Here is a 24,636-nt window from a genome sequence, read left to right on the forward strand (position 1 = left end):
TGCGGCCAGGCCGCAAACCGGCCCGGCCCTATGCGCCGCAGCGGCGCCGTCGGGCCGCCACACTTAGGGCTGCGCATTATTCATCGACATTCACCGACAAGCGACGCCTCATGATCGACCATGTCTCCATCGGCTCCCGGCACTACGCCGAAGCCTCCGCCTTCTATGCCCGGGTGCTGGCCCCGCTGGACCTGGGCCTGCTGCGCGATACCGGCAAGGAAGCCGCCTTCGGCAGCGCCCAGCACTGGTGCTTCTTCATCTACCCGGCCGACGCCCCGGTGACCGCGCCCGGCGCCCACATCGCCTGGCGCGCCGCCTCGCGCGCGCAGGTCGCGCAGGTCCATGCGGCCGCGCTGGCGGCCGGCGGCCAGGACCTGTTCACACCACGGCTGCGGCCCGATATCAGCGACAGCTATTTCGGCGCGATGTTCAGCGATCTGGACGGCCACCGCGTCGAGGTCAAGACCGACGCGGCCGACTAGCCCCGCTCACTACTCCATCAGCCGGTCGCGCCCCGCCGCCTTGGCGCGGTACAGGGCCGCATCGGCGCGCTGGTAGAACTCGTCCGAGCTCTCGCCGGGCACGGCCAGGGCCAGGCCCATGCTGAGGGTCAGCAAGCCGCCCGGGCCGCAGGCCTCGTGGGCGATGCCCCGGGCCGCCAGCGCGGTGCGCAGCTCGGTCGCGCAGTGCTGGGCACCGCTGCGGTCGGCCGTCAGCAAGAGCGCAAACTCCTCGCCACCCAGGCGCGCCGCCAGATCCTCGGGCCGGCGCGCCACCTGGGCCAGGCAGGCCGCCAGCGCCTGCAGCGCCAGATCGCCCTGGTGATGGCCGTAGCGGTCGTTATAGGCCTTGAAATGATCGACATCGATCAGCAGCAAGCTCAGCGTGGCATCGCTGCGGCGCTGGCGCTGGCGCATCGCCAACTCCAGGCGCTCGCCGAAGCAGCGCCGGTTGGCCAGCCCGGTCAGCGCATCGGTCTGCGACAGCCGCTCCAGCACATGGACCTGGGACGCGATCACGCCCAGCAGATGGTTGGCCCCGCCGGCCAGCTCGGTGATCTCGTCCTGACCCTGCACCGTGACCTGGCGGCCCCACTGGCGCTGCTCGCGGATATCGGCCAGCTCGCGGCGCAGCCGCACCAGCCGCGCCACCACCAGCCGGTCGGCCAGCAGCAGCAGGCCCAGGGTCAGCGCGACCGCCAGGCCCAGCAGCACCCACTGCACCCGCCCCAGCAGTTCCTGGCCACGCTGCTGGATATGGCGCGGCCAGCGCGTCTCCAGCACCGCCACCGGTGTGCCGGCCAGGTCCTGCACCGGCCAGCTGATCAGCAGCCAGTCGGGCGCCTCGTCCAGCCAGACCGGGCCGTCGCCGGTCAGCGCCTGGAAGTCCAAGCTCGCCGGCCGGCCCGGCAAGACCTCGCCCTCGCGCAGCAGGCGCATCTTGCTGTCCAGCCCGCTGCGCCGCACCACCGCCAGCATCACCGCCGGGCTCAGCCATTCGGCAATCGCCACCGTGCCGCGCGCGGGCGCGCCGCTGAGTCCGTCCAGCAGCGGCCGGCGGCACACCATCATCAGGTCCTGGCGCAGCAGCGCCAGCCCGCAAGGCAGGCGCGTATCGATGGCCGGCCGGCTCAGCTGGGCCTGCACCGCAGCGCTGAAGTCCTGCGGCAGCCGCAGCTCGACCGCCTGGCCGGGCGCGCCGATGCTGTGCAGCAGCCGGCCCTGCAGATCGTAGAAGCCCAGCCAGTTGAGGCTGGAGTTGGCGATGCTTTGCGCGCTCAGATTGCGTTCGGCGAACTGGCGGTTGCCGTCCTCGGCGAACTGATAGAAATCGGGCCAGATGCTCCACTCCCGCAGCACCCGGTCGCGCAGCGCCAGCTCGTCGTCCAGCGTCTGCAGCAGGCGCACAAAGTGTTCGCGGGCGGCGCGCTGCTCGAGCTCCAGATGGCTGGCGGCCACGCTGGCGCGCAGCATCCACAGGCCCAGGCCGCCCAACAAGCTGGAGAGCAGCAGCACACCGCACACCACCTTGAGGCGCAGCCGCATGTTCAGCCTCCGGCCAGATAGCTATGGATCTGGGCCACCGCCGCAGCGCCCTCGCCGATCGCGCCGCCGACCCGCTTGACCGAGCCGGCCCGCACATCGCCGACCGCGAACACCCCCGGCACGCTGGCCTCCAGCGCGGCCGGCAGATAGGCGCCGGCCGCCTCGGCCGCAGCAGATCCGGTCAGCACAAAGCCCCGCGCATCGACCGCCACGCCGCAGCCCTCCAGCCAGCCCGTCTCGGGCTCGGCGCCGACGAACAGGAACAGATTGCGGGACTCGCAGTCGTGCTCCGCGCCGCTGCGCCGGTCGCGCCAGCGCAGGCCGTTCAGGCTGCCGCCGCGCTCGCCGCGCAGCCCGCTGAGCTCGGTATGGGTGCACAGCTCGATATTGGGCGTGTGGCTGATGCGATCGATCAGATAGCGCGACATGCTGGCCGACAGGTCGGGGCCGCGCACCAGCATATGCACCTTGGCCGCATGCCCGGCCAGGAAGACGGCGGCCTGGCCGGCCGAATTGCCGCCGCCGACCAGGGCTACCTCGGCCTGGGCGCACAGCCTGGCTTCGACCGCCGAGGCCCAGTACCAGACCCCGCGGCCCTCGAACTCGGCCAGCCGCGGCACCTCGGGCCGGCGGTAGCGCGCACCGCTGGCGACCACCACCGTGCGGCTGCGCAACCAACGGCCGTCGCTGAGCTGCAGGCGCAGCTCGCCCTCGGGCCCGGCGCGGCTGCAGTCCAGCGCCAGCGCCTCGGACGGGATCATCAGGTCGGCGCCGAACTTCTGCGCCTGTACAAAGGCGCGCCCGGCCAGCGCCATGCCGGAGATGCCGGTCGGAAAGCCCAGATAGTTCTCGATGCGGGCGCTGGCACCGGCCTGGCCGCCGAAATGCCGGCAGTCCAGCACGCCGACCGACAGCCCCTCCGAGGCCGCATAGACCGCCGCCGCCAGCCCGGCCGGGCCGGCGCCGATGATCAGCACATCGAACAGCTCCTCGCGCACGCGCATGTCCAGCATGCCGATGCAGCGCGCCAGCTGGGCTTCGCTGGGGTTGACCAGCACCGCGCCGTTCGGGCACACCACCATCGCGTCATCGGCCGCCACCCCGTACTGCTCCAGCAGCGCGGCGGTGGCCGAGCATTCGCTGGCCTGCATCTGCTGGTGCGGCTGGCCGTTGCGGCGCAGAAAGCCCTGCAGGCGCACGATGGCCGGCGAGTCCGGCGCCCCCACCAACACCGGCCCGCTGATGCCGGCCTCGATCAGGCCGACGCGGCGCAGTATCAACGCGCGGGTGATGCGCTCGCCCAGATCGGCCTCGCCGATGATCAGCGCGCGCAGCTGCTCGGTCGGGATCACCAGGGCCTCGGTATCGTCCAGCACCTCGGCGTCAACCAGCGCGGCGGCACCGGACAGCTGGCCCACCTCGGCCAGGAACTGGCCAGGCCCGTTGTCGATGATGGGAACGACCTCGCCCAGGCCGTTGCGCTGGCTGATGCGCACCCGGCCGGCGAGCACCACCACCATGCCCGGACCGCGCTGGCCGGCCTTGGCCAGCATGCTGCCGCGCGGGAATTGCTGCAGCGTGCCAAAGCGGCTGATGCGCGCGATCTCCTCGGGCTTGAGGGTCGGAAACATCTGTTCGTGCCGTTCGGCACGCTGGGGGTCGGCGGGTTCCTGGCTCATCGGGTGCTCACTCCTGGCGTGCACCCATTGTTGAGCCTGCGGCGCCGTTTGCCGAGCCCCCAAAGGGTCAAAGCGCCGGCTTATTTCGCGTCAAGAAGTTCCCAGCGCTCCATCAGGCCCAGCAACTCCTCGTCGATCTGGCCGGCGCGCTCGGTCACCTCGGCGATGCGGGCCGCCCCCTGCGTGTAGAGCTCGGTGCCATTGAGCAAGGCATTGAGCTGCTTCTGCTCGGCCTCCAGCGCCGCCACCTTGGCCGGCAGCTCGTCGAGCTCGCGCTGCTCCTTGTAGCTGAGCTTCTTCTTGGTGGCAACCACGGGCGCTGGCGCGGGGGCAGGTGTTGCCGCCAGCGCCGCGGCCGGTGCAGTGGCGAGAACAGTGGCGGCCTGCTTGGCACGCTGCTCGTTGATCGCCGCCGCACGCTTGGACTGGATCAGCCAGTCCTGCACGCCGCCTTCGTACTCGCGCCAGCGGCCGTCGCCCTCGTTGACGATGGTGGAGGTGACGACGTTGTCGAGAAAGCGCCGGTCATGGCTGACCAGGAAGACCGTGCCGTCGTAATCGGCCAGCAGCTCCTCCAGCAGTTCCAGCGTCTCGATGTCCAGGTCGTTGGTCGGCTCGTCCAGCACCAGCACATTGGCGGGGCGGGCGAACAGCCGGGCCAGCAGCAATCGGTTGCGCTCGCCGCCGGACAGGCTCTTGACCGGCGAGTTGGCACGGGCCGGCGAGAACAGGAAGTCGCCCAGATAGCTCTTCACATGCTTCTTCTGCGTGCCGATCTCGATCCACTCGCTGCCGGGGCTGATGGTGTCGGCCAGCGTCGCATCGAGGTTCAGCGTGTCGCGCATCTGGTCGAAGTAGGCGACCGTCAGGCGCGAGCCCTGGCGCACCTCGCCGCTGTCCGGCGCCAGCTCGCCCAGGATCATCTTCAGCAAGGTGGTCTTGCCGGCGCCATTGGCACCGACCAGGCCGACCTTGTCGCCGCGCAGAATCGTCGCGGTGAAGTCGCGCACGATGACGCGCTCGCCATAGCTCTTCGAGACGTTCTCCAGCTCGGCGACGATCTTGCCGCTGGCGCCGCCGGTGTCGATGTCCAGCTTGACCTTGCCCTGCACATCGCGGCGCGCCTGGTGGGCCAGGCGCATCTGTTCGAGGCGCTGGATGCGCGCGACGCTGCGGGTGCGGCGAGCCTCGACGCCCTTGCGTATCCAGATCTCCTCCTGCGCCAGCAGCTTGTCGAAGCGCGCATTGAACAACGCCTCGTTCTCCAGCTCATAGGCCTTGGCGGCGGTGAAGGCGGCGAAATTGCCCGGGTAGCCGCGCAGCTGGCCGCGATCCAGCTCGACGATGCGATTCGCGACGTTGTCCAGAAAGGCGCGGTCGTGGGTGATCAGCAGCAGCGAGCCCTGGAAGTTGTTCAGCAGCTCTTCCAGCCAGGTGATCGCGTCCAGGTCCAGGTGGTTGGTCGGCTCGTCCAGCAGCAGCACATCGGGCTGGGCCACCAGCGCCCGGCCCAGCGCCACGCGCTTCTTCAGCCCGCCCGACAGCGAACCCACCAGGCGCTCGCCATCCAGGCCCAGGCGCTGCAGCGTCTCCTCGACCCGCTGCTCCCAGTTCCAGGCGCCGATATGCTCGATGCGTTCCTGCACCCAGGCCAGGTCGTCGTTCTCGTCGTGGATCTCGTAGCGCTCACGCAAGGCCTTGGCCTCGGCCACGCCCTCGCTGATCACATCGAAGATCGTTGCGTCGGCCCTCAGCTCGGGTTCCTGCGGCACATAGACGCTGGTCAGGCCCTGCTGCAGCTGCAGCAGGCCGTCATCGAGCTTCTCGATGCCGGCCAGGATTTTCAGCAGCGAGGACTTGCCCGTGCCGTTACGGCCGATCAGGCCGACGCGCTCGCCGATTTCGAGCGAGAAATTGGCACCATCGAGCAGGGCCACGTGGCCGAAAGCGAGATGGGCATTGGAGATGGAAAGGACTGCCATAGGCAGCCATTGTCGCCGAGTGCACCGCAAGCACGGCGCGGGCGCAATCCCTCATCGGTCCAATTGACAAGCAGCCGAGGGATAACGGATGCTGACGCCACCGGCAATCTCGCCGCAACAAGAGTCCTGCCCCAAGGCGGTGCGCCGGGCTCACAAACACCAGGGAGTGATCACGATGAAATCCAAGGGATGGGTGCGCCTGCTTGCCGGGCTGAGCCTGGCACTGGCCGGGGCAGCACAGGCCGGCAGTTACTCGGGCCTCTATGTGTTCGGCGACAGCCTGTCCGACAGCGGCAACAACGCGCTGGCCATTGGTGCCGATCCGGCTCAGGTCGTGAGTGGCAACCAGTACATCGCCAGTCAACCGTTCGCCTCCGGCACTTATAGCAACGGCGCCGTCTGGAGCCAGCAGTTCGCGACGCGGCTGGGCCTGAGCGCCACGCCCTCGCTGGCCAAGGGCAGCAACTATGCGTTTGGCGGCGCCAAGATCGACGGCGCATGGCAGCCGGGCGAACCGCCCAGCATGACTGCGCAACTGGGCATGTTCCTCGCCAACGTGAACGGTCAGGCCCATGCCGACGGGCTCTATGTCGTGGCCGGCGGTGGCCCCAATATCAGCGCCGCGCTGATGCAAGTGATGGCCGGTGCCGACCCGGTCGCCACCACCCAGGCGCTGGCGACCCAGTACGCGATCACCATGGGCACCATCGTCGATGGCCTGCAGGCCGCCGGTGCGCAGCACATCGTCGTCTGGAACGCCCCCAATTTCGGCCTGACACCGCTGGCCCAGAGCTATGGTGCCGCCGGCACCGGCCTGGCCACCGCAATCAGCGCCGCGATGAACGCGGCGCTGCAGACACGACTGTCCTTCGAGGGCGTCGGCGTGCAGAGCTTCGATGTCTACGGCCTGTTGAACGACGTGGTTGCCAACCCGAGCAGCTACGGCTTCGAGAACGTCGGCGCGGCCTGTGGCGCGGCGGTGCTGGGCTGCAACCCGGCCAGCGCGCTGTTCTACGACGGCATTCACCCGACCACGCTGGCGCACCAGGTCTTGAGCAACTCGATGTACGCGCTGGCCGTGCCGGAGCCCGCCACCACGGCGCTGTGGATGCTGGGCCTTGCCGGTGTGGCCGCCGGCGTCAATCGTCGGAAGAAAACCCCGACGCCTTGACGACAGGCCCCCATTGCTCGCGCTCGCGCGCCAGGCGGCGCGCGTAGTCGGCCGGCGCGGCCGACGCGGGCTCGAAGCCCAGCTTGGCCAGGCCTTCGGTGACGGCGCTCTCGCGCAGCGCCAGCTTGGCCAGGTCGTAGACCCGCTCGACGATGGCGGCCGGCGTGCGGGCCGGCAGGAACAGGCCATAGCTCTCCACCCCCTCGATGCCCTTGAAGCCCTGCTCCTCGAAGGTCGGCACCTCGGGCACGAAGCGCGAGCGGCGTGCATCGGTGATGCCCAGGATGCGCACCCGGCCGCTGGCCAGATGCGGCAGATAGTCGCCGACGATGAAGCAGCCGGCGGCGATCTGCCCGCCCATCAGGTCCTGCATGCCCGGCGCCGCACCGCGGTAGGGCACATGGGTCAGCTTGATGCCGGCCGCACGCTCGAACTGGTTGCCCAGGAAGTGCGGCATCGCGCCGGCCGCCGGCGAGGCGAAGGCGGCGCTCTGCGGATTGGCCTTGGCCCAGTCGACGAACTGGCCCAGGGTCTTGACCGCCGCCGGCACCATGGGCCCGACGCCAAAGCCGCAGGTCGCATTGGCCACCGGCGAGACGGGGATCGCATCGGCCTCGGCACGGTAGGCCAGCTTGCGGTAGACATGCGGGTAGATCGTGAACATCGACGAAGGGCTCAGGAGCAGGGTCTGGCCGTCGGGCGCCGCGTCCTTCAGCGCCATCACCGCCAGGCGCCCGCCGGCGCCGACTTTCTGCTCCACCAGCACGGTCTCGGCCATGCGGCCGCGCCAGGCCTCGGCCAGGCGGCGCGCGCTGACATCGACCGAGCCACCGGCCGGGAAGCCGACCAGGATGCGCGGCGGCGCCGCACCCTGGGCGCGTGCGCCCGCTCCGCTCAGCAGTGCGCCCAGGCCCAGCATCCAATCACGGCGTTGCATCATCGCTGTCTCCTAGTGGTCGTCTTTGGGGATGAATTCGAGGGCAGGGGCTGGGCCGCCGCCGTGGCCACCCAGGCCAGGCGCTCCAGCGCGGCCTTCAGCACCGCGCCCTGCTCGCCCAGGCCGCGCTGCAGGGCGGCATCATGCTCGCGCACCGCCCGCTCCAGCCGGGCCATGCGGCGGCGGCCGGCGGCGCTCAGATGCAGGCCCCAGGAACGGGCGTCGGCCGGGTCGTCGCGCCGTTCGACCCAGCCCTGGTCGGTCAGCCAGTCGGTCAGGCGCAATGCACCGCTGCGGTGCAAACCCATGGCCTGGGCCAGCAGGCCCTGGCGCATGCCGGGGTTCTCGGCCACCAGCACCAGCGCGGCAAAGCGCTGCGGGCTGATGTCCTCGCCCTGGGTGGCGCGGTAGAAGTCCAGGTAGAGCGCGTTCTGTGCTCGCCGTAAGGCATAGCCCAGCAAGTCGTCGAGCACGCCGTAACGCAGGCCCGGCACCGGCATCAGCAGGCCTTCGGGCGGCTGGGCTTCAAAAGAGGGCAGCTTGCTCATGGTTTCCCTAGCTTAGATATCGTTGCACTGCGCAACAATCTCGCTTACCCTGATCTGCATCAAGACCACAAGGAGAACACCATGGCGCTGGACATCCTGATCGCCGGCGGCGGCATCGGCGGGCTGACGACCGCACTGGCGCTGCAGGCACGCGGCCACCGGGTCAGGGTCTGCGAGGCTACGGCGGCGTTGAAGCCGCTGGGCGTGGGCATCAATCTGCTGCCGCATGCGGTGGCGGTGCTCGACGGTTTGGGCCTGCTGCCGGCGCTGCGCGAGATGGCCGTCGAGACCTCGGCCCTGGTATTCGCGAACCGCCATGGCCAGGAGATCTACCGCGATGCGCGCGGCCTGGCCGGCGGCTACAGCCATCCGCAGCTGAGCATCCATCGCGGCGAGCTGCAGCTCAAGCTCTGGGCCGAGGCCCAGGCGCGGCTGGGCGCCGAGCGGGTGCGCAGCGGCCAGCGCATCACCGGCGCGCGCACCGAGGGTGATCGTGTCGTGGCCCAGGTCCAGCTCGCCGACGGCGGCACGGCCGAGCTGCACGCCGACCTGCTGATCGCGGCCGACGGCATCCACTCGGCGCTGCGCCGCCAGTGCTATCCGGACGAAGGCGCGCCGCGCTGGAACGGCATGATGATGTGGCGCGGCACCAGCCTCGCCCCACCCTTTCTCGACGGCCGCACCATGGTGCAGGCCGGCCACCGGCGCGCCAAGTTCGTCGTCTATCCGATCGCGCCGCCTCAGGCCGACGGCACGCAGCTGATCAACTGGATCTGCGACCGCCGGCTGCGCGAGGACGGCATCGGCGGCGGCCTGACGGCGCCCGGCCGCGAGGACTGGAGCAAGCCCGGCTCGCTGGACGACTTGCTGCCCACCTTTGGCGGCTGGCATTTCGACTGGCTCGATGTGCCGGCGATGATCAAGGGCGCCACCCAGCTGCTGGAGTACCCGATGGTGGACCGCGACCCGCTGCCGCGCTGGCGCCAGGGCCGCATCACCTTGCTGGGCGACGCCGCTCACCCGATGTATCCGATAGGCTCGAACGGTGCGACCCAGGCCATCATGGATGCGCAGTGCATTGCCGAGGCGCTGAGCGGTACGGTCGAGGTCGAGGCAGCACTGGACGCCTACGAGGCGCAACGCCGGCCACTGTGCGCCGGCATTGTCGAGATGAATCGCCAGGAGGGGCTGGATGCCATCCTCGATCTGGTCGAGGATCGCGCACCGGATGGCTTTGCGCGGCTGGCCGATGTGATCGACCCGGCCGAGGTCGATGCCTTCGTCAAGCGCTACAAGGCCGCCGCCGGCCATCAGCAGCGGCCGATCGCCGGCTGAGGCGGGACCCTCAGGCCGGGTCCTCGAGGTTCTCGTGATGGGCGATGGCGCCACGCTTCCAGTAGGCGGCGGCGCGGATCGCGTGGCGGTCATGGCCCTTCTCATCGACCAGGATCTTGCGCAGCGCGGCCATCGTGCCGGCCTCACCGGCGCACCAGGCATAGCCCTCGCCGACCGGCAGCGCCAGCGCACGCAGCGCAGCGATCAGCTCGGCGTCGCCATCCAGCCATTGCAAGCGCACATCGGCCGCGCTGGCGAGCTCGCGGCGGTCGGCCGCATCGGGCACGCTCAGCAGCACCAGGGCCGGCACGCCGGCGGGCAACTCCTCCAGGCGGCGCGCGATCGCCGGCAGCGCGCTCGCGTCGCCGGCCAGCAGATGCCAGTCATAGTCCAGCGGGATGACAAAGGAGCCGCGCGGGCCGGCGATCGTCAGCCGCTGGCCGGGCTGTGCCTGGGCGGCCCAGCCGGCCGCCGGGCCGTCACCATGCAGCGCAAACTCCAGCACCAGCTCGCCGGCGGCCGCGTCGTGGCGGCGCGGCGTGTAGTCGCGCCGCGCCGGCTCCGCGCCGGCCGGATCGAAGATCAGCTTGATATGGTCGTCGAACGAGGGGCTGTGGAAACCGGCCAGCTCGGGGCCGGCCAGCGTGATGCGCCGCATGTGCGGGCTCAGCGCCTCGACCTGCCGCACCTCCAGCTCGCGGCGAACGATCTCGTGGCGCAGGCGCTGCACGCGGCGCTCCGATGGGACTTGGGCTGCACTCATGGCGGGCTCCCTGGATATGGTTGACAATATCACCCATCATGCGCAAATCATTGGACATTGTCAACCATTCACCCCGCACGGCGGTGGCCCATGGACGGCCGGGCGACGCGCAAGACGATGTGCTGGAGCTGGTGCATCGCGTGATGCATCAGTACCGCGCGCAGCAGTACCAGGTCTTGCGCGACGGACCGCATCAGATCACCCATATGGAAAGCAAGGTGCTGGGCTATTTCGGCCGCCACCCGGGCGCCACGCAGAGCGATCTGGCCGGCGACACCGGCCGCGACAAGGCTCAGCTGGCCCGGCTGGTCAAGGGCTTGCGCGAGCGCGGCCTGCTGGACGGCACGCCCGACCCGGCCGACCGCCGCAACACGCGCCTGACGCTGACCACCGAGGGCCAGGCCTTGCTGGGCACGCTGAAGCAGCAGGCCCGGCGCCTGGCCGGCAAGGCGGTTGTCGGCATGAGTCCGCAAGAGCAGGCACAGCTGCTGGCCCTGCTTCAAAAGCTCAGGAGCAATCTGGACGCGGCGGACTGACCCCGGAGTTCAGCTCGCGCTGCGCTTGGGCAGCACCCAGCCGGGGCGCGGGAAGTGGCAGGTATAGCCGTTCGGCCGCAGCTGCAGATAGTCCTGGTGCTCGGCCTCGGCGGCCCAGAACTGCGGCGCAGGCACCAGCTCGGTCACCGCCTTGCCGGGCCACAGGCCGGAGGCATCGACATCCTTGAGGGTGTCGATGGCCACCGCTTTCTGTGCGTCGCTGGTGTAGAAGATGGCCGAGCGGTAGCTGCTGCCGACATCATTGCCCTGGCGGTTCAGGGTGCTGGGATCGTGGATCTGGAAGAAGAACTCGAGCAGGCGGCGGAAGTCGGTGGCCTCGTTGTCGAACACGATCTCTATCGCCTCGGCATGGCCAGGGTGGTGGCGGTAGGTCGGGGATTCATTGCTGCCGCCGGTGTAGCCGACCCGGGTCTGCAGCACGCCGGGCAGCTTGCGTATCAACTCCTGCATGCCCCAGAAACAGCCACCGGCCAGTACCGCAGTTTCCTTTGCCATCACGGCACTCCTTGTGTTCAAGACTTGGGCAGCAGCTGCGCCGCATGGTGGCGCAGATGATCGTCGACAAAGCTCGCGATGAAGTAATAGCCATGGTCGTAGCCGGCCTGGCGCCGCAGGGTCAGCGGCTGAGCGGCGGCAGCGCAGGCGCGCTCGAAGGCCTCGGGCTGCAGCTGCTCGGTCAGGAATTTGTCGGCCAGGCCCTGGTCGATCAGGATGCCTCCCGGGAAAGGCGCGCTGGGCCGTGCCTGCATCAGCGCGCTGGCATCGTGCGCGGCCCAGTCGCTGCGCTCATCGCCGAGGTAGCCGCTGAAGGCCTTCTCGCCCCAGGGGCACTGGGTCGGCGCAGCAATCGGGGCGAAGGCCGAGACCGAGGCGAACAGGTCCGGATGGCGCAGCGCCAGGGTCAGTGCGCCATGGCCGCCCATCGAGTGGCCGAAGATGCCGGTGCGCCCTGCCGTGTCAAGGCCGAGCTCGCGCTGCACCAGCGGCACCAGCTCCCTGGTCAGATAGCTCTCCATGCGCCAGTGCCGGGCCCAGGGCTGCTGGGTCGCGTCCAGGTAGAAACCGGCACCGACGCCGAAGTCCCAGGCCGCACTCTCGCCGGCCACATGGGCGCCGCGCGGGCTGGTGTCCGGCATCAAGAGCGCCAGGCCCAGCTCGGCCGCAAGACGCTGGGCGCCGGCCTTCATCGTGAAGGTCTCCTCGCTGCAGGTCAGGCCGGCGAGGAAGACCAGCAGCGCCTTCGGCTCGGGCGGCAGATACAGCGCAAAGCGCATGGGCAGGCCGATCTCGGCCGACTCGTGCTTGTAGAAGCGCTGGGCCCCGCCAAACGAGGCGTGCTCGGACAGCAGCTCCATCAGAATTCCACCACCGAGCGGATCGACTCGCCGCGCTTCATCAGATCAAAACCTTCGTTGATCTGCTCCAGCTTGAGCTTGTGCGTGATCAGCGAGTCGATATTGAGCTTGCCGTCCATATACCAGTCGACGATCTTGGGCACATCGGTGCGGCCACGCGCGCCGCCGAAGGCGCTGCCCTCCCATTTGCGGCCGGTCACCAGCTGGAACGGGCGCGTGCTGATCTCGGCGCCGGCCTCGGCCACGCCGATGATGATGGAGCGGCCCCAGCCCTTGTGCGTGCACTCCAGCGCGTCGCGCATCACCTTGGTATTGCCGATGCACTCGAAGCTGTAGTCGGCACCGCCATCGGTCAGCTGCACGATGTGGTCGACCAGATTGGGCACCTCCTTCGGGTTGACGAAGTGGGTCATGCCGAACTCGCGCGCCATCTTCTCGCGCGCCGGGTTCAGGTCCACGCCGATGATCTTGTCGGCCCCCACCATCTTGGCACCCTGGATCACGTTCAGGCCGATGCCGCCGAGGCCGAACACGACCACGTTCGCGCCCGCCTCCACCTTGGCGGTGAACAGCACCGCGCCGACGCCGGTGGTGACGCCGCAGCCGATGTAGCAGACCTTGTCGAAGGGCGCGTCCTCGCGGATCTTGGCCAGGGCAATACCTGGCACCACGATGTGATTCGAGAAGGTCGACGTGCCCATGTAATGGAAGATGGGTTTGCCGTCGATCGAGAAGCGGGCACTGCCGTCGGGCATCAGGCCCTTGCCCTGGGTGCTGCGGATCGCCTGGCAGAGATTGGTCTTGCGCGACAGGCAGAACTTGCACTGCCGGCACTCGGGCGTGTAGAGCGGGATCACATGGTCGCCGGGTTTCAGCCAGGTCACGCCCTCGCCCACCTCCAGCACGATGCCGGCCCCCTCATGGCCCAGGATGGCCGGGAAGATGCCTTCCGGGTCGGCACCGGACAGCGTGTAGTAGTCGGTATGGCAGATGCCGGTGGCCTTGATCTCCACCAGCACCTCGCCGGCGCGCGGGCCGTCGAGCTGGACTTCTTCGATGCTCAGCGGGGCACCGGCCTTCCAGGCGACGGCGGCACGGGTCTTGATCATGGCGGGACATCCTTGCAAAAAAACAGTGCTCTCATCTTCGCATAGCGCCCGTGCCACCGAGGCGCTGCAAGGCGCCGACCAGACGCAGCGTCAGGTCTTGCCCGGCGCGCGGCGAGGGCATCAGCAGGGTGATGGTCTCGGCCAGCGGCACGACCGCGCCCCAGGGCGCGACCAGACGGCCCTCGGCCAGCGCGGCAGCCACCAGGCGCTGCCGCCCCATCAGCACACCCTGGCCGGCCAGCGCCGCCTGCAGCGCCATGCTGTAGAGCGAGAAGCGCGGGCCGTCCGTCATTGCGATGGCGCCGCGACCGGTGGCCTTGAGCCAGCGCGCCCAGTCCTGCGACCAGACGATGTCATGCAGCAAGGTCTGCTCGGCCAGCTCGGGCGCCCGGCCGCGCGGGCCCAGCAGGCTGGGGCTGCAGACCGGCAGCAAGGCATCCTCGGCCAGCACCAGGCGCTGGCAACCCTTGGGTGGCGGCTTGCGCGGCAGCGCCGGCGCATAGAAAAAGCCCAGGTCATAGGCCTCGCGCTGGAAATTCGGCGGCGCCTCCAGCGCGCTCAGCGAGAGCTGCAGCCCCGGCAGCTCGCGCTGCAGGGCCGGCAGCAGCGGCGTGAGCCAGAGCTGGGCCAGGGCCGGCAGGGCCGCGATATGCAGCCGCGCCGCGCCGGCCTCGCTGCGCAGGGTCTGCGCCGCCTGGCCCAGTTGGTCCATCGCGGCGGCCAGCGCCGGCAGGGCCGTGGCCGCCTGGGCACGCAGGCTCAGGCCCTGGCTGTGGCGCTCGAACAGCGGCGCGCCCAGCCACTGCTCCAGCGCCTTGACCTGGGCCGCGACGGCCGCCGGCGTCACGCACAACTCCTCGGCGGCGCGCGCAAAGCTCTGGTGCCGCGCCGCCGCCTCGAAGGCGCGCAGCGCGAGAAAAGGCGGCAGACGGGGGCTGGGTGGTTGGACGGCCATGGCTCGATTCAGGCCTAGATCTTCTAGGCCTGGACCCAAGAATAACTTGCTTGAAGCCGTCGCCACTTCGCCCCAGCATCGGCTCGTCGCCACCAGCCGCGCGATGTTCAGAGAGAAAGCGAAGCCTCAGATGAGCACAGCCCAATTGCAAGCCCGGCCCTGGGTGCCGGCCGCTATCGAACGCCATGTGCAGGCGATTGCCGGCGCGGCCGGCGCACTGGACAACCCTGCACTGGACGACGAGCTGGCCCGCCTGGTGGCCGAGAACCACCGCATCCACGATGTCGAGGGTCTCAATCTCAACCCGGCCACCAATGTGATGAACCCGCGCGCCGAAGCCCTGCTGGCCGCCGGCCTGGGCACGCGGCCCTCGCTGGGCTATCCCGGCGACAAGTACGAGATGGGCTTGGAGGCGATCGAGCGCATCGAGGTGATCGCGGCCGAGCTGGCGGCCCAGGTCTTCAAGGCCCGCTATGCCGAGATTCGCGTCGGCTCGGGCGCGCTGGCCAATCTCTATGTCTTCATGGCCTGCTGCAAGCCCGGCGACACCATCATCGCGCCGCCGGCCGAGATCGGCGGTCATGTGACCCATCACGCGGCCGGCGCCGCCGGGCTCTACGGCCTGCGCAGCGTGCCGGCCCCGGTGCGGGCCGATGGCTATAGCGTCGATGTGCCGGCCCTGGTGCGCCTGGCCGCCGAGGTCCGCCCCAAGCTGATCACCTTGGGCGGCAGCTTGAACCTGTTCGCCCACCCGGTGGCGGCGGTGCGCGAGATCGCCGACAAGGTGGGCGCGCTGCTGATGTTCGACGCCGCCCATCTGAGCGGCATGATTGCCGGCGGCACCTGGGCCAACCCGCTCGATCTGGGCGCCCATGTGATGACGATGAGCACCTACAAAAGCCTGGGCGGCCCGCCGGGCGGCCTGATCGTCGGCAACGACGCGGGACTGGCCGAGCGGCTCGACGCGATCGCCTACCCGGGGCTGACCGCCAATTTCGATGCCGGCAAGACCGCCGCGCTGGCACAGGGCCTGCTGGACTGGAAGGAACACGGCCACGACTACGGCCTGGCGATGCAGGCCAGCGCGCGGGCGCTGGCCGCCGGCCTGATCGCACAGGGCCTGCCGGTGTTCGCCCGCGAGCGCGGCGGCACCGACTCGCACCAGTTCGCCGTCGAGGCGGCCGCCTGGGGCGGAGGCCAGGCCGCCGCCAAGCGCCTGGCACGGGCTCGCTTGCTGAGCTGCGGCATCGGCCTGCCGCTGGCCCGCGTGCCGGCCGTGGCCGGCGATGTCAACGGCCTGCGCCTGGGCGTGCCGGAGATCGTGCGCCTGGGCCTGGGGCCGGCTCAGATGGCCGAGCTGGCGGCGCTGATCGCCGGTGCGCTCGAATCGGATGCGGCCGCCGCCGCGCTGGCGCCCGAGGTCACGGCCTTTCGCCGGCGCCACTGCGCGAGCGGCCTGCGCTATCTGCGCGGCTGATCGCCGCCAGCAGCCGCGACTCGGCAGCGACCAGGTCTGCCGCTTCGCGCCGCGCCAGGCGCAGCCGACGCAGCAGCCAGGGGGTCAGGTCTTGCTGGCCGGCATGTTCGGGCCAGTCGACCTCAGCGGGCGCCATCACCGGCAGCTCGGCGCCCTGCCCTTGCCTCAACCATGCTGCGCAGTCCTGCCGGGCCAGCGCCAGCTCGGGGCCGGCCAGCTCGGCGGCGAGCCGGTCGGTGCGCCGATTCAGCATCTGCTGCACCGTGCCCAGCAGGGCCATGAAGCGGTAGCCATGGCTCAGCACCGCCTCGATCTCCGGCTCGGGCAGACGCACCTGGCGCGGCTCGACCCGGCTGCGCTGGGCGGCGGCGGCCAGCGCAGCCAGGGCCGTGTAGGCCTGCTGGCGGCTCAGGCGCTGGGCCAGCTGCTGCTCGGGCGTCGGCGCCCAGACCAGCAGATTGCCGGCATGGCGGGCCAGCGCCGCGCGCAGCTGGCCGCTCAGGCGCTGCAGCGAACGGCGCTCCCACGAGGGCAGCACGAAGCAGAAGGCCCAGGCCAGCAGCGCGCCAATCACGGTGTCGGCCAGGCGCTCGGCAATCGCCGGGCTGCTGCCGGGCAGCAGCAGCAGCGGCTGCACCAGGGCCATCAGCGTGGCGGCGGTGGCAGCGACGCGGTAGCGCTGGTTGACATAGGCATGGGCCACGCCCACCGCGATGATGAAGGCCAGCGCCAGCAGGCGCGGCTGCTGCAGCTGTGCCAGCGCGAGCACCAGCAGGCAGCCGATCACGGTGCCGATGATGCGCTCGTTGCGGCGCGACAGGGTCTGCTCCAGATTGCCGCGCAAGACCACCGCGACGCTCAGCACCAGCCAGTAGGGATGGGCGTTCCAGGGCAGGAACTGGCCCAGCACATAGGCCAGCGACAAGGCCAGGCCGGCACGCAAGGCATGGCGCATCACGCCGGACTGCAGGCTCAGATGCGGCCTCAGCGCGGCCAGCGGCCAGCCCTCGGGCGAGACGAAGAGCTGCAGCTTCTCGGGCGGCCAGGCACTGTCCCGGTCCGGGCCCGCCTGGCGCTCGGCCATCGCCGCGACATCGTCCAGCATGTGGCCGAGCCGGCTTTGCAGCGCGTCGACCAGGTGGTGGCGCGCGTCGTCGGCGGCGGCCGGCGCACCGGCCAGACGCGCTGCCAGCGCCTCGCGCCAGCCTTGCGCCGACACGGCGGGCATGCGCTGACCCTGGCCGATGGCAGCGGCGAGGGTCTCCAGGGCCTCGGCCAGATGGATCAGCGTGGTGGCCAGTGCGCCGCGCCAATGCAGGCCGGCGGCGTCGCTGCCCAGCAGCTCGATGTCGAGCCGGATCGACAGCATCAGATCGCGCAATTCGATCAGGCCCAGCACCAGATCGGTCTGGCGCCGGCTCACGGCCGAGGGTCGCGCGGCAAAGACCTGGTCGCGCGCGGCCTGCAGCGCGTCGGCCAGCAGGACGTCGTCGGCAATCGAGGCGCGGATGCTGGCATCGGCCGGCGGCAGCGCGCCGGCGATGCGTTGCGCCCGCGAGCGCAGCCGCGCCACGCAGGCCCGCATCGCCGCTGCCACGGCCAGCTCGCGGTAGCGCCGCCGCAGCAGCCAGGCGCCGGCACGCGCCCACTGGGTGTAGACCAGCGCACCGGCCAGCACCCAGCCGGCATGGGCGAGGGCCGCCGTGGCCGACGGCGGTGCATGCCAGGCCATCGCAAACACCAGTGCCAGCACGCCGGTGAAGGACAGCGGCCCGGCGCGCGGGCCCCAGGCCATCATCATCAGCGTGCCAAAAGCGATCAGCGCGATCAGGCCCGCCATCGCCACCGGCGAATGCCGCAGCAGGCCGACGGACAGGGTCACCAGCGCAGCCAGCAGCGCAGCCGGGAAGAGCCGGCGCCAGACCCGCTGCGGCGGGTTCGGCAGGTCCGGCAGGCTGGTGCAGACCGCACCACCGGCGGCGGCCAGGCCGGCATCGAGCCCGAACAAGGCGGTGAACAGGGCCTGTATCAGCGCCACGCCCAGCGCGACACTGATGCCGTTCAGCTGGGCGGCGGAGAGGCGGCGCCAGGGGACTGGCATGTTCAGAGCTTCAGGCTCATCACGAGCTCGCCATCATCGATCTCGCCGGTCGGCGTGAAGCCCAGCGAGCGGTAGAAGCGCTCGGCCGCCGTCGCATTCGCGCTGTCCTGCACATAGCTCAGATACAGCGTCTCGGCGCCGGGCCGCGTGCGCACATGGGCGATCAGCGCCTGCACCGCCGCCGCGCCATAACCCCTGCCCTGCTGCCCCTTGTCGATCATCAGCCGCCACAGCGCGAACTTGGGCTCCTCGGGCGCGGGCGTCAGGCTGGGGTCGTACAGCATCAGAAAGCCGACCAGCACGCCGTCCACCGCAATGCCGCGCGGCCAGGCCTCGGCATAGACGGCGGCCTGGGCCATCGATCTGACATTGGGCGCCACCTGTTTGCCGCCGTCGCCGGCGTCCAGTTTCAGCAGCTCGGCCAGGTTGTGGCGGGTGATTGCGACGAGTTCCAGTGGCATGCGTTTCCCTTTTTCCCTGCTGTTCAAACCCAGACCCGGTAGGCCCAGAAGCTCTCTTCACTATCGACGCGGCGGCGCAGTTCCTCGGGGCTGAAACCGGTGACGCGGCGCGTCTCGCGGCACAGATGGGCCTGGTCGGCATAGCCCATGTCCAGGGCCAGTGCGCTCCAGACGAGCTCGCCGTCAGCCATCTCGCGCCTCACCTGCAGGAAGGTAGCCTCGGCACGGCTGATCATGCGCAGCGCGCGCAGGCTCTGGCCGCTCCATTGCTTGATGCGGCGCTCGATCTGGCGCAGGCTGCGGCCATGGCCGCCGGCCACCGCACGCAGGCTCAGGTTCTGCATCCAGCCACGATAGCCGGCGCCGGCCAGGCCCTGCCGGGTCTGCCAGCGCGGGCGCAGAAAGTCCTCCAGCAAGCGCTGGCATTCCTGTTCGTCCGCCGCAGCCAGCATGGGCCGGTTCAGGGCCAGCCAGTCAGCCGGCAGGCCTGCCTGCGCCATCGTCAAGGTCCGGTCGGTCAACGCCGCCGGGTCCAGCCCGGTCAGCGCATGCAGCGCGTCCGGCGTGATCGCGCTCATGAAGCAGCGCATGCCGCCGCGCGAGCGGTACTGGGCCGGGCGGCTGCGCGGGCCGGTGATCAGGCAGGGGCCGGGCAGCGGCTGCGGCCGGCCCTGCGTGTCGATCTGCTCGCCCTCGCCGGCCAGGGTCCAGCTCAGGCCACACAGCGGCGAGGCCGGAAACCAGCTGCTGCGCTGGGCCTCGCTGAGCCCGGCCGCCGCCGAGGTGTCGCGCCACAGATGGGCATGCAGACAGCCGCTCAACGCAAGACCTGACACCAGCAGGCGGGCGATGGCATCGGGGTGGAGGGAGGCGTCCATGCCCGCAGTCTAGTGTCGCAACCGTTCAATACCGAAAAACAGGGTGCCGGCAAGATCGCCGCCATGACGACCGACACCTTGACCCGCCCCACCCTGCCTCCCGGCCCGCCCTGCCGCTGGCTGGGCCTGCCCGAGCTGGGCGCGCTGCGGCGCGACTATCTGGGCTTTCTGAGCGGCCTGCAGCGCCGCCATGGCGACATCGTGCATCTGCGCCTGATGCACTACCGCGACTACAACTTCTTCCATCCCGAACAGGTGCGTGAGCTGCTTGTGGCCGCCCACGACGGGCTGATCCGCTGGGAGCGCGGCACCGAGGTGTTTGCCTCGGCCCATGGCCAGAGCGTGCTGGTGGCCGAGGGGCAGGCCTGGAAGCGCCAGCGCCAGATGCTGCAGCCGGGCTTTGCGCCGAAGCGGGTCGAGGCCTTCGCGCCGCTGATGGTGGCGGCCACCGAGCAGGCGCTGGCGGGCTGGCAGAGCGGCCCCGAGTTCGGTTTCGAGGCCGCGATGACCCAGCTGACGATGGAGGTGATCCTGCGCAGCCTGTTCTCGCGCAGCGACACGGCCCAGGGCCGGCGCGCCGCCGATGCCGTCCATGCCATCAGCCTGATCGGCATGCAGGAGATGTTCTGGCCGGCCAGCGCCCCGCTGTGGGCGCCCTGGAAAGCGGGTAAGCGCCGGGCGCTGCAGACCCTGGATGGGCTGATCCGCAGCGAGCTGGCGCGGCGCCGCGCCATGCCCGACTTCCAGGGCGAGGACCTGCTGCAGATGCTGCTGCAGCTGCGCGACCCGCAGGGCCGGCCGCTCGGCGAGCAGGCGCTGCGCGACGAGTGCATGACCATCTTTCTGGCCGGCCACGAGACCAGCGCCGCCGCGCTGACCTGGTGGGGCTGGTGCATGGCCGCCCATCCCGAGGCACAGCGCCGCGCCGCCGACGAGCTGCAGCAGGTGCTGGGCGGGCGGGCACCGAGCGCCGCCGACCTGCCGCGTCTGCCCTGGCTGCAGGCCTGCATCAAGGAGGTGCTGCGCCTGTACCCGCCGGCCCCGGCCCTGTTGTCGCGCACCAGCACCGCGCCGCTGCAGATCGGCGGCTACACCCTGCCGGCGGGCTCGATGATCCGACTGACCCCGGGCATCATCCAGCGCGATGCGCGCTGGTTCGAGGAGCCCGAGGCCTTCCGCCCCGAGCGTTTCGATCCGGCCAGCGGCCATGCCGAGATCCCGCGCGGCGCCTGGCTGCCCTTCGGCGCCGGACCGCGGGTCTGCCTGGGCAGCCATTTCGCGCTGACCGAGATCGGGCTGATCGCGGCCCTGCTGCTGCAGCGTTACGAGCTGGCGCCCGCGCCCGGCCGGCCGGCGCCGATACCGGCGCTGCGGATCACGCTGCGGCCGACGGAACCCCTGCGGCTGGCGCTGCGGCCGCGCGGCTGAGCTGCGGCTCGCACAGCACCTCGCAGGCCACCGAGCTGGCGATATAGCAGGCCTCGTGGGCGGTGTGGTGCAGGGCCTCGTGCGCCGCCGCATCGGGCGCGGCACCGGCGAACTGCACGACCGGCCGCAGGGTCACGCGCGTCATCGCCAGCTTGCCGCGCGCATTGCGCGCCATCACACCGAGCGCGTCGTCGCGATAGCTCTCGACCACCCAGCCGGCCTTGGCTGCCAGGCTCAGAAACCACAACATATGGCAGCTGGACAGCGAAGCCACAAAAGCCTCCTCGGGGTCCACCGCCGCCGGGTCCGAGTAAGGCAGGGGCACCGAATGCGGGGATGAGGAGGCCGGCACCTGGGCGCCGCCATCGAAGCCCCAGGCATGCCGGCGGCTGTAGCGCTGGTCGGTGAAGACTTCATCGGCCCGGCGCGCCCAGGTCACGGATGCGGAGAACTCGGCCATCACAGATGCTCCTATCGATTGAACGCAGCCTCACATCCTAGCGGTGCCGGCCCGAGCAGCAGCGCGGCCGCCGGTCTGCGGCGCGCCGTCCTTGAGCCAGTAGCCGCTGGCCAGCAGCTGCTCGCGCACCCGGGCGCGCGCCCGGTGCAGCCGGCTCTTGACCGCCTCCAGGCTCAAGCCCAGCTGGGCCGCGACCTCGGGTGCGGTCAGCTCATGCACATCGCGCAGCAGCAGCACCTCGCGATAAGGCGGGCTCAGCCGCTCGATCGCCTGGGCCAGATCGCGGCGCAGATCCAGCGGCAGCACCGCCGCCTGGGGCTCCAGCGCCTCGGGCAGGTCCTCCAGCGAGTCGCTGCCCTTGCGCAGGCGCAGCAGCCGGTAGCACTCGCGCTCGACGATGCGGAACAGCCAGCCGGCCAGCGCCGCCGCCGTGCGCAGCGCGCCGACGCGGCGATACAGCTGCCACAGCGCCAGCTGCACCGCGTCCTCGGCATCCTCGCTGCTGCTGCAGCTGCGGCGCGCAAAGCGCTTCAGATCGGGCTGGCACAGGCTCAGCAACTGCAGCACCGCGCCCTTGTCGCCACGGCGCGCGGACTCCACCAGTTCAATCGGGGCTTGCAACATTCTTCAGCACTCCTGCAGAGGGTTCACACCAGTTTCTGCAGCAAGGAGGGCCCGAACGGCCCAAAGGGTTCAGCGCCCGAAGAAAAAGCTCAGGCTCCGGCGGCCCGCTCCAGCGCATCGACGAACAGCTTCGCGACATCGAAACCGGTCTGCTTCGTGATTTCCTGGAAGCCGGTCGGGCTGGTGACATTGATCTCGGTGACGCAGTCGCCGATCACATCCAGGCCCACCAGCAGCAGGCCGCGCGCGGCCAGCACCGGCGCCAGCTGCTCGGCGATCTCGCGGTCGCGCGGGCTCAGCGCTTTAGCCACCCCCTTGCCGCCGGCGGCCAGATTGCCGCGGATCTCCGTGCCCTGCGGGATGCGGGCCAGGCAGAAAGGCACGACCTCGCCGCCGATCAGCAGCACGCGCTTGTCGCCCTGGACGATCTCCGGCAGATAGCGCTGCACCATCACCGTCTCGGCGCCACCCTGGTTGAGCGTCTCGATGATGGAGCCGAGGTTCAGCCCGTCGGGGCCGACGCGGAAGATGCCCATGCCGCCCATGCCGTCCAGCGGCTTCAGGATGATGTCGCGGTGCTCGGCGTGGAAGGCCTTGATGGCCGCCGCGCTGCGCGTCACCAGGGTCGGGCCGATCAGCTCGGGAAACTCCAGGATGGCCAGCTTCTCGGGATGGTCGCGCAGCGCCGCCGGCTTGTTGAAGACTTTCGCCCCCTCGCGCTCGGCCTGGCTCAGCAGATGAGTGGCGTAGAAGAACTCGCTGTCGAACGGCGGGTCCTTGCGCATCACGATGGCATCCGTCTCGGCCAGCACCAGCTCCGTCGTCTGCTCGACCTTGAACCAGTCATGCTCGTCGCCGGTCAGCGTGATCTGGCGGGCACCGTGGGCGCTGACCTTGCCACCACGAATCCAGACCAGATCGGCCGGATGGCAGGCCCACAGCACATGACCGCGCTTGGCGGCCTCGCGCATCATCGAAAAAGTCGTGTCCTTGTAGGTCTTGAAGGACTCCAGCGGGTCGGCGACGAATAAGAGGATCATGACGGGCGCACTTTCACAAGGGGAGGTACTCGGCGGTGCGCAGTGTTGCACGACTGGCGCCGAGGCGCAGGGCTCAGCCCTTCATCAATCTTCGTCGCCGTCGTCGAGCGCCGATGCGCGCGGCACGAAGTTGCGCTGCGCCGGCTTGGCCAGCAGTTCCAGATAGAAGGCCGGGGCCTGGGCGGCAGCGGCCTCGTTGATGCGGTCCATGAAGGCGCCGACATGGATCACCTCGGCCGCCGCCTCGCTGAGGCCGAAGCGGCAGTCGAAGTCCCAGAAGTCCGCTTGCGCCGGCAGGGGCTTGCGGCGCTCGCGCTTCAGGTACTGGCGGATCTCGTGCTTGATGGCTTCGAGCAGGCGCTCGGGGTTCTTGCCTTCGACGTGGAGTTGGAAAGTCTTCTTCATGGCTTCTTGCGCTTTCAATATTGATCGCCGGGGAGCTTCGGCATACGCCCGCTGTGCAGCGCTTCGGGGGAACGCGCAAGAAGCCTAATCATGGCAAGTCTCTGGGACAGCGCGCGTTCGGGGCAGGAATTATCCGTCAGGCCCGCCAACGCGCCACCAGCAGCGCCGCGCTGCCGGCCACCACGCCCCAGAAGGCCGAGCCTATGCCCAGCAGCGAGACCCCGGACAGCGTGACCAGAAAGGTCAGGATGGCGGCGTCGCGGTGTTTTTCGTCCTTCAGCGCGGCCGAGAGGCCGCCGGCAATCGTGCCCAGCAGGGCCAGGCCGGCCACCGCCGCGACCAGCTCGCGCGGAAACGCCACCAGCAGGCCGACGACCGCGCCGCCGGCCAGGCCCACGGCGATGTAGAACAGGCCGGCCATCACGGCGGCGGTGTAGCGCCGAGCAGGGTTCTCATGCGCCTCGGGGCCCATGCAGATGGCGGCGGTGATCGCGGCCAGGTTGAAGGCATAGCCACCGAACGGCGCCAGCAGCAGCGAGGCAAGACCTGTCACCGTGATGCTGGCCGACACCGGGGTCCGGTAGCCCGAGGCGCGCTGGGCGGCGACGCCGGGCAGGTTCTGCGAGGCCATCGTGACCAGGAACAGCGGCAGGGCCACGCCGACCAGGGCCGCCAGGCTGAAGACCGGCGTGGTCCAGACCGGCTGGGCCCAGGCCCAGTCGACCGCGCCCAGGCGCAGCCGGCCCTGCGCCGCCGCGACCGCCACGCCGGCCAGCAGCACGCCGGGCACCGCATAGCGCGGCAGGAAGCGCTTGCCGAGCAGATAGGCTCCGGCCATCACCAGCACCATCAGCGGCGCACTCTGGACCGTCAGCACCGCATCGAGCCCGAAACGGGCCAGCACGCCGGCCAGCAGGGCCGAGGCCACGGCCAGCGGGATGCGGTCCATCACCCGCTCGAACCAGCGCGTCACACCGAACAGCATGATCAGCGCCGCGCAGACGATGAAGGCGCCGATCGCCTCGGGCATCGAGAGCCCGGCCGAGCCGGCCAGCAAGGCCGCGCCGGGCGTGCTCCAGGCGGTCAGCACCGGCTGGCGGGTCCACAGCGACAAGCCCAGGCTGGTGATGCCCATGCCCAGTCCCAGCGCCCACATCCAGGAGCTGGTCTGGGCGGGCGTGGCGCCCAGCGCCTGGGCGGCCTGGAACACGATGGCCACCGAACTGGTGAAACCCACCAGCACGGCGACAAAGCCGGCCACGGCGGCGGAGAGGGTCAGGTCTTGAAGCCAGAGGCGATGCTGCGTCGTCATGGCGCAAGCATAGC

24 protein-coding genes are annotated in these 24,636 nt (G+C 70.3%); 6 read left to right on the forward strand and 18 right to left on the reverse strand.

The features are described 5' to 3' along the window. Positions 1-110: 110 nt before the first annotated feature. The gene (locus tag ABGI63_RS00830; protein WP_349740575.1) at positions 111-482 is read left to right on the forward strand and encodes a VOC family protein; all 372 of its coding nucleotides are present in this window, start codon (positions 111-113) and stop codon (positions 480-482) included. Positions 483-491: 9 nt separating this feature from the next. On the opposite strand, the gene ABGI63_RS00835 is transcribed toward ABGI63_RS00830, so the two are convergent. The 3 genes from ABGI63_RS00835 to ABGI63_RS00845 all read right to left on the reverse strand — a co-directional run bounded on the left by ABGI63_RS00835 (position 492) and on the right by ABGI63_RS00845 (position 5,706). After that, positions 492-2,045, reverse strand: coding sequence for a GGDEF domain-containing protein (locus ABGI63_RS00835; protein WP_349740576.1), 1,554 nt, complete (start codon positions 2,043-2,045; stop codon positions 492-494). Between the two features lie 2 nt (positions 2,046-2,047). Continuing rightward, entirely contained in the window at positions 2,048-3,724 is a 1,677-nt protein-coding gene (locus ABGI63_RS00840) for an FAD-dependent oxidoreductase (RefSeq protein WP_349740577.1), read from the reverse strand. Between the two features lie 80 nt (positions 3,725-3,804). After that, positions 3,805-5,706: an ATP-binding cassette domain-containing protein gene (locus tag ABGI63_RS00845; RefSeq protein WP_349740578.1), complete on the reverse strand. Its 1,902-nt coding sequence runs from the start codon at positions 5,704-5,706 to the stop codon at positions 3,805-3,807. A 175-nt stretch (positions 5,707-5,881) separates the two neighbouring features. Here ABGI63_RS00845 and ABGI63_RS00850 point away from each other — a divergent pair, with 175 nt between their 5' ends. Beyond that, on the forward strand, positions 5,882-6,877 hold the full coding sequence (locus ABGI63_RS00850; RefSeq protein ID WP_349740579.1) for an SGNH/GDSL hydrolase family protein: 996 nt from the start codon (positions 5,882-5,884) through the stop codon (positions 6,875-6,877). On the opposite strand, the gene ABGI63_RS00855 is transcribed toward ABGI63_RS00850, so the two are convergent. Next, positions 6,846-7,817 (reverse strand): Bug family tripartite tricarboxylate transporter substrate binding protein, encoded by a 972-nt coding sequence (locus ABGI63_RS00855; protein WP_349740580.1) that lies wholly within the window; start codon positions 7,815-7,817, stop codon positions 6,846-6,848. The two genes, ABGI63_RS00850 and ABGI63_RS00855, sit on opposite strands and share 32 nt — an antisense overlap. After that, complete coding sequence (locus ABGI63_RS00860) at positions 7,814-8,362, reverse strand: MarR family winged helix-turn-helix transcriptional regulator (protein WP_349740581.1); 549 nt, start codon at positions 8,360-8,362, stop codon at positions 7,814-7,816. Before ABGI63_RS00860 ends, ABGI63_RS00855 begins: the two co-directional genes overlap by 4 nt. 81 nt (positions 8,363-8,443) lie before the next feature. On the opposite strand from ABGI63_RS00860, the gene ABGI63_RS00865 reads away from it, so the two are divergent. Beyond that, the gene (locus ABGI63_RS00865; RefSeq protein WP_349740582.1) at positions 8,444-9,697 is read left to right on the forward strand and encodes a flavin-dependent oxidoreductase; all 1,254 of its coding nucleotides are present in this window, start codon (positions 8,444-8,446) and stop codon (positions 9,695-9,697) included. A gap of 10 nt (positions 9,698-9,707) precedes the next feature. Here the strand turns inward: ABGI63_RS00865 and ABGI63_RS00870 are convergent, their stop codons facing one another. Continuing rightward, complete coding sequence (locus ABGI63_RS00870; RefSeq protein WP_349740583.1) at positions 9,708-10,460, reverse strand: siderophore-interacting protein; 753 nt, start codon at positions 10,458-10,460, stop codon at positions 9,708-9,710. Positions 10,461-10,498: 38 nt separating this feature from the next. Between ABGI63_RS00870 and ABGI63_RS00875 the strand changes: the two genes are divergently transcribed. Continuing rightward, positions 10,499-10,996, forward strand: a complete 498-nt coding sequence (locus ABGI63_RS00875) for a MarR family winged helix-turn-helix transcriptional regulator (RefSeq protein WP_349740584.1) — start codon at positions 10,499-10,501, stop codon at positions 10,994-10,996. Between the two features lie 9 nt (positions 10,997-11,005). On the opposite strand, the gene msrA is transcribed toward ABGI63_RS00875, so the two are convergent. Genes msrA through ABGI63_RS00895 form a run of 4 tightly spaced genes read right to left on the reverse strand, consistent with a single transcriptional unit; the run spans position 11,006 to position 14,436 of the window. Continuing rightward, the gene (gene msrA, locus ABGI63_RS00880; protein ID WP_349740585.1) at positions 11,006-11,512 is read right to left on the reverse strand and encodes a peptide-methionine (S)-S-oxide reductase MsrA; all 507 of its coding nucleotides are present in this window, start codon (positions 11,510-11,512) and stop codon (positions 11,006-11,008) included. Positions 11,513-11,529: 17 nt separating this feature from the next. Continuing rightward, positions 11,530-12,372, reverse strand: a complete 843-nt coding sequence (gene fghA, locus ABGI63_RS00885) for an S-formylglutathione hydrolase (protein ID WP_349740586.1) — start codon at positions 12,370-12,372, stop codon at positions 11,530-11,532. Then, on the reverse strand, positions 12,372-13,478 hold the full coding sequence (locus ABGI63_RS00890) for an S-(hydroxymethyl)glutathione dehydrogenase/class III alcohol dehydrogenase (protein WP_137942930.1): 1,107 nt from the start codon (positions 13,476-13,478) through the stop codon (positions 12,372-12,374). Before ABGI63_RS00890 ends, fghA begins: the two co-directional genes overlap by 1 nt. A gap of 34 nt (positions 13,479-13,512) precedes the next feature. Then, complete coding sequence (locus ABGI63_RS00895) at positions 13,513-14,436, reverse strand: LysR substrate-binding domain-containing protein (RefSeq protein ID WP_349740587.1); 924 nt, start codon at positions 14,434-14,436, stop codon at positions 13,513-13,515. Positions 14,437-14,566: 130 nt separating this feature from the next. Here ABGI63_RS00895 and glyA point away from each other — a divergent pair, with 130 nt between their 5' ends. Then, on the forward strand, positions 14,567-15,913 hold the full coding sequence (glyA, locus tag ABGI63_RS00900) for a serine hydroxymethyltransferase (RefSeq protein ID WP_349740588.1): 1,347 nt from the start codon (positions 14,567-14,569) through the stop codon (positions 15,911-15,913). Here the strand turns inward: glyA and ABGI63_RS00905 are convergent. The 3 genes from ABGI63_RS00905 to ABGI63_RS00915 are packed head-to-tail and all read right to left on the reverse strand — an operon-like array spanning position 15,858 to position 19,353. Next, complete coding sequence (locus tag ABGI63_RS00905) at positions 15,858-18,014, reverse strand: FUSC family protein (protein WP_349740589.1); 2,157 nt, start codon at positions 18,012-18,014, stop codon at positions 15,858-15,860. The two genes, glyA and ABGI63_RS00905, sit on opposite strands and share 56 nt — an antisense overlap. Before the next feature lie 2 nt (positions 18,015-18,016). Beyond that, complete coding sequence (locus ABGI63_RS00910; RefSeq protein WP_349740590.1) at positions 18,017-18,475, reverse strand: GNAT family N-acetyltransferase; 459 nt, start codon at positions 18,473-18,475, stop codon at positions 18,017-18,019. A gap of 23 nt (positions 18,476-18,498) precedes the next feature. Further along, positions 18,499-19,353 carry a helix-turn-helix domain-containing protein gene (locus tag ABGI63_RS00915; protein WP_349740591.1) on the reverse strand — a complete coding sequence of 285 codons (855 nt, stop codon included), beginning with the start codon at positions 19,351-19,353 and terminating at the stop codon, positions 18,499-18,501. 63 nt (positions 19,354-19,416) lie between these two features. Between ABGI63_RS00915 and ABGI63_RS00920 the strand changes: the two genes are divergently transcribed. Further along, complete coding sequence (locus ABGI63_RS00920; RefSeq protein ID WP_349740592.1) at positions 19,417-20,781, forward strand: cytochrome P450; 1,365 nt, start codon at positions 19,417-19,419, stop codon at positions 20,779-20,781. Here the strand turns inward: ABGI63_RS00920 and ABGI63_RS00925 are convergent. From ABGI63_RS00925 to ABGI63_RS00945, 5 genes are all read right to left on the reverse strand, one after another. Further along, a complete protein-coding gene (locus ABGI63_RS00925) occupies positions 20,729-21,241 on the reverse strand; it encodes an OsmC family protein (protein ID WP_349740593.1) in 513 nt (170 codons plus the stop codon). The two genes, ABGI63_RS00920 and ABGI63_RS00925, sit on opposite strands and share 53 nt — an antisense overlap. Before the next feature lie 30 nt (positions 21,242-21,271). Then, positions 21,272-21,865, reverse strand: coding sequence for an RNA polymerase sigma factor (locus ABGI63_RS00930; protein ID WP_349740594.1), 594 nt, complete (start codon positions 21,863-21,865; stop codon positions 21,272-21,274). 89 nt (positions 21,866-21,954) lie between these two features. Continuing rightward, complete coding sequence (gene gshB / locus ABGI63_RS00935) at positions 21,955-22,905, reverse strand: glutathione synthase (RefSeq protein WP_349740595.1); 951 nt, start codon at positions 22,903-22,905, stop codon at positions 21,955-21,957. A gap of 84 nt (positions 22,906-22,989) precedes the next feature. Next, on the reverse strand, positions 22,990-23,310 hold the full coding sequence (locus tag ABGI63_RS00940; RefSeq protein ID WP_349740596.1) for a DUF6172 family protein: 321 nt from the start codon (positions 23,308-23,310) through the stop codon (positions 22,990-22,992). 136 nt (positions 23,311-23,446) lie between these two features. Further along, positions 23,447-24,622, reverse strand: coding sequence for a benzoate/H(+) symporter BenE family transporter (locus ABGI63_RS00945; protein ID WP_349740597.1), 1,176 nt, complete (start codon positions 24,620-24,622; stop codon positions 23,447-23,449). Positions 24,623-24,636: the final 14 nt, after the last annotated feature.

Source organism: Roseateles cavernae (assembly GCF_040187885.1).
Classification (GTDB): Bacteria; Pseudomonadota; Gammaproteobacteria; order Burkholderiales; family Burkholderiaceae_C; genus Roseateles_E; species Roseateles_E cavernae.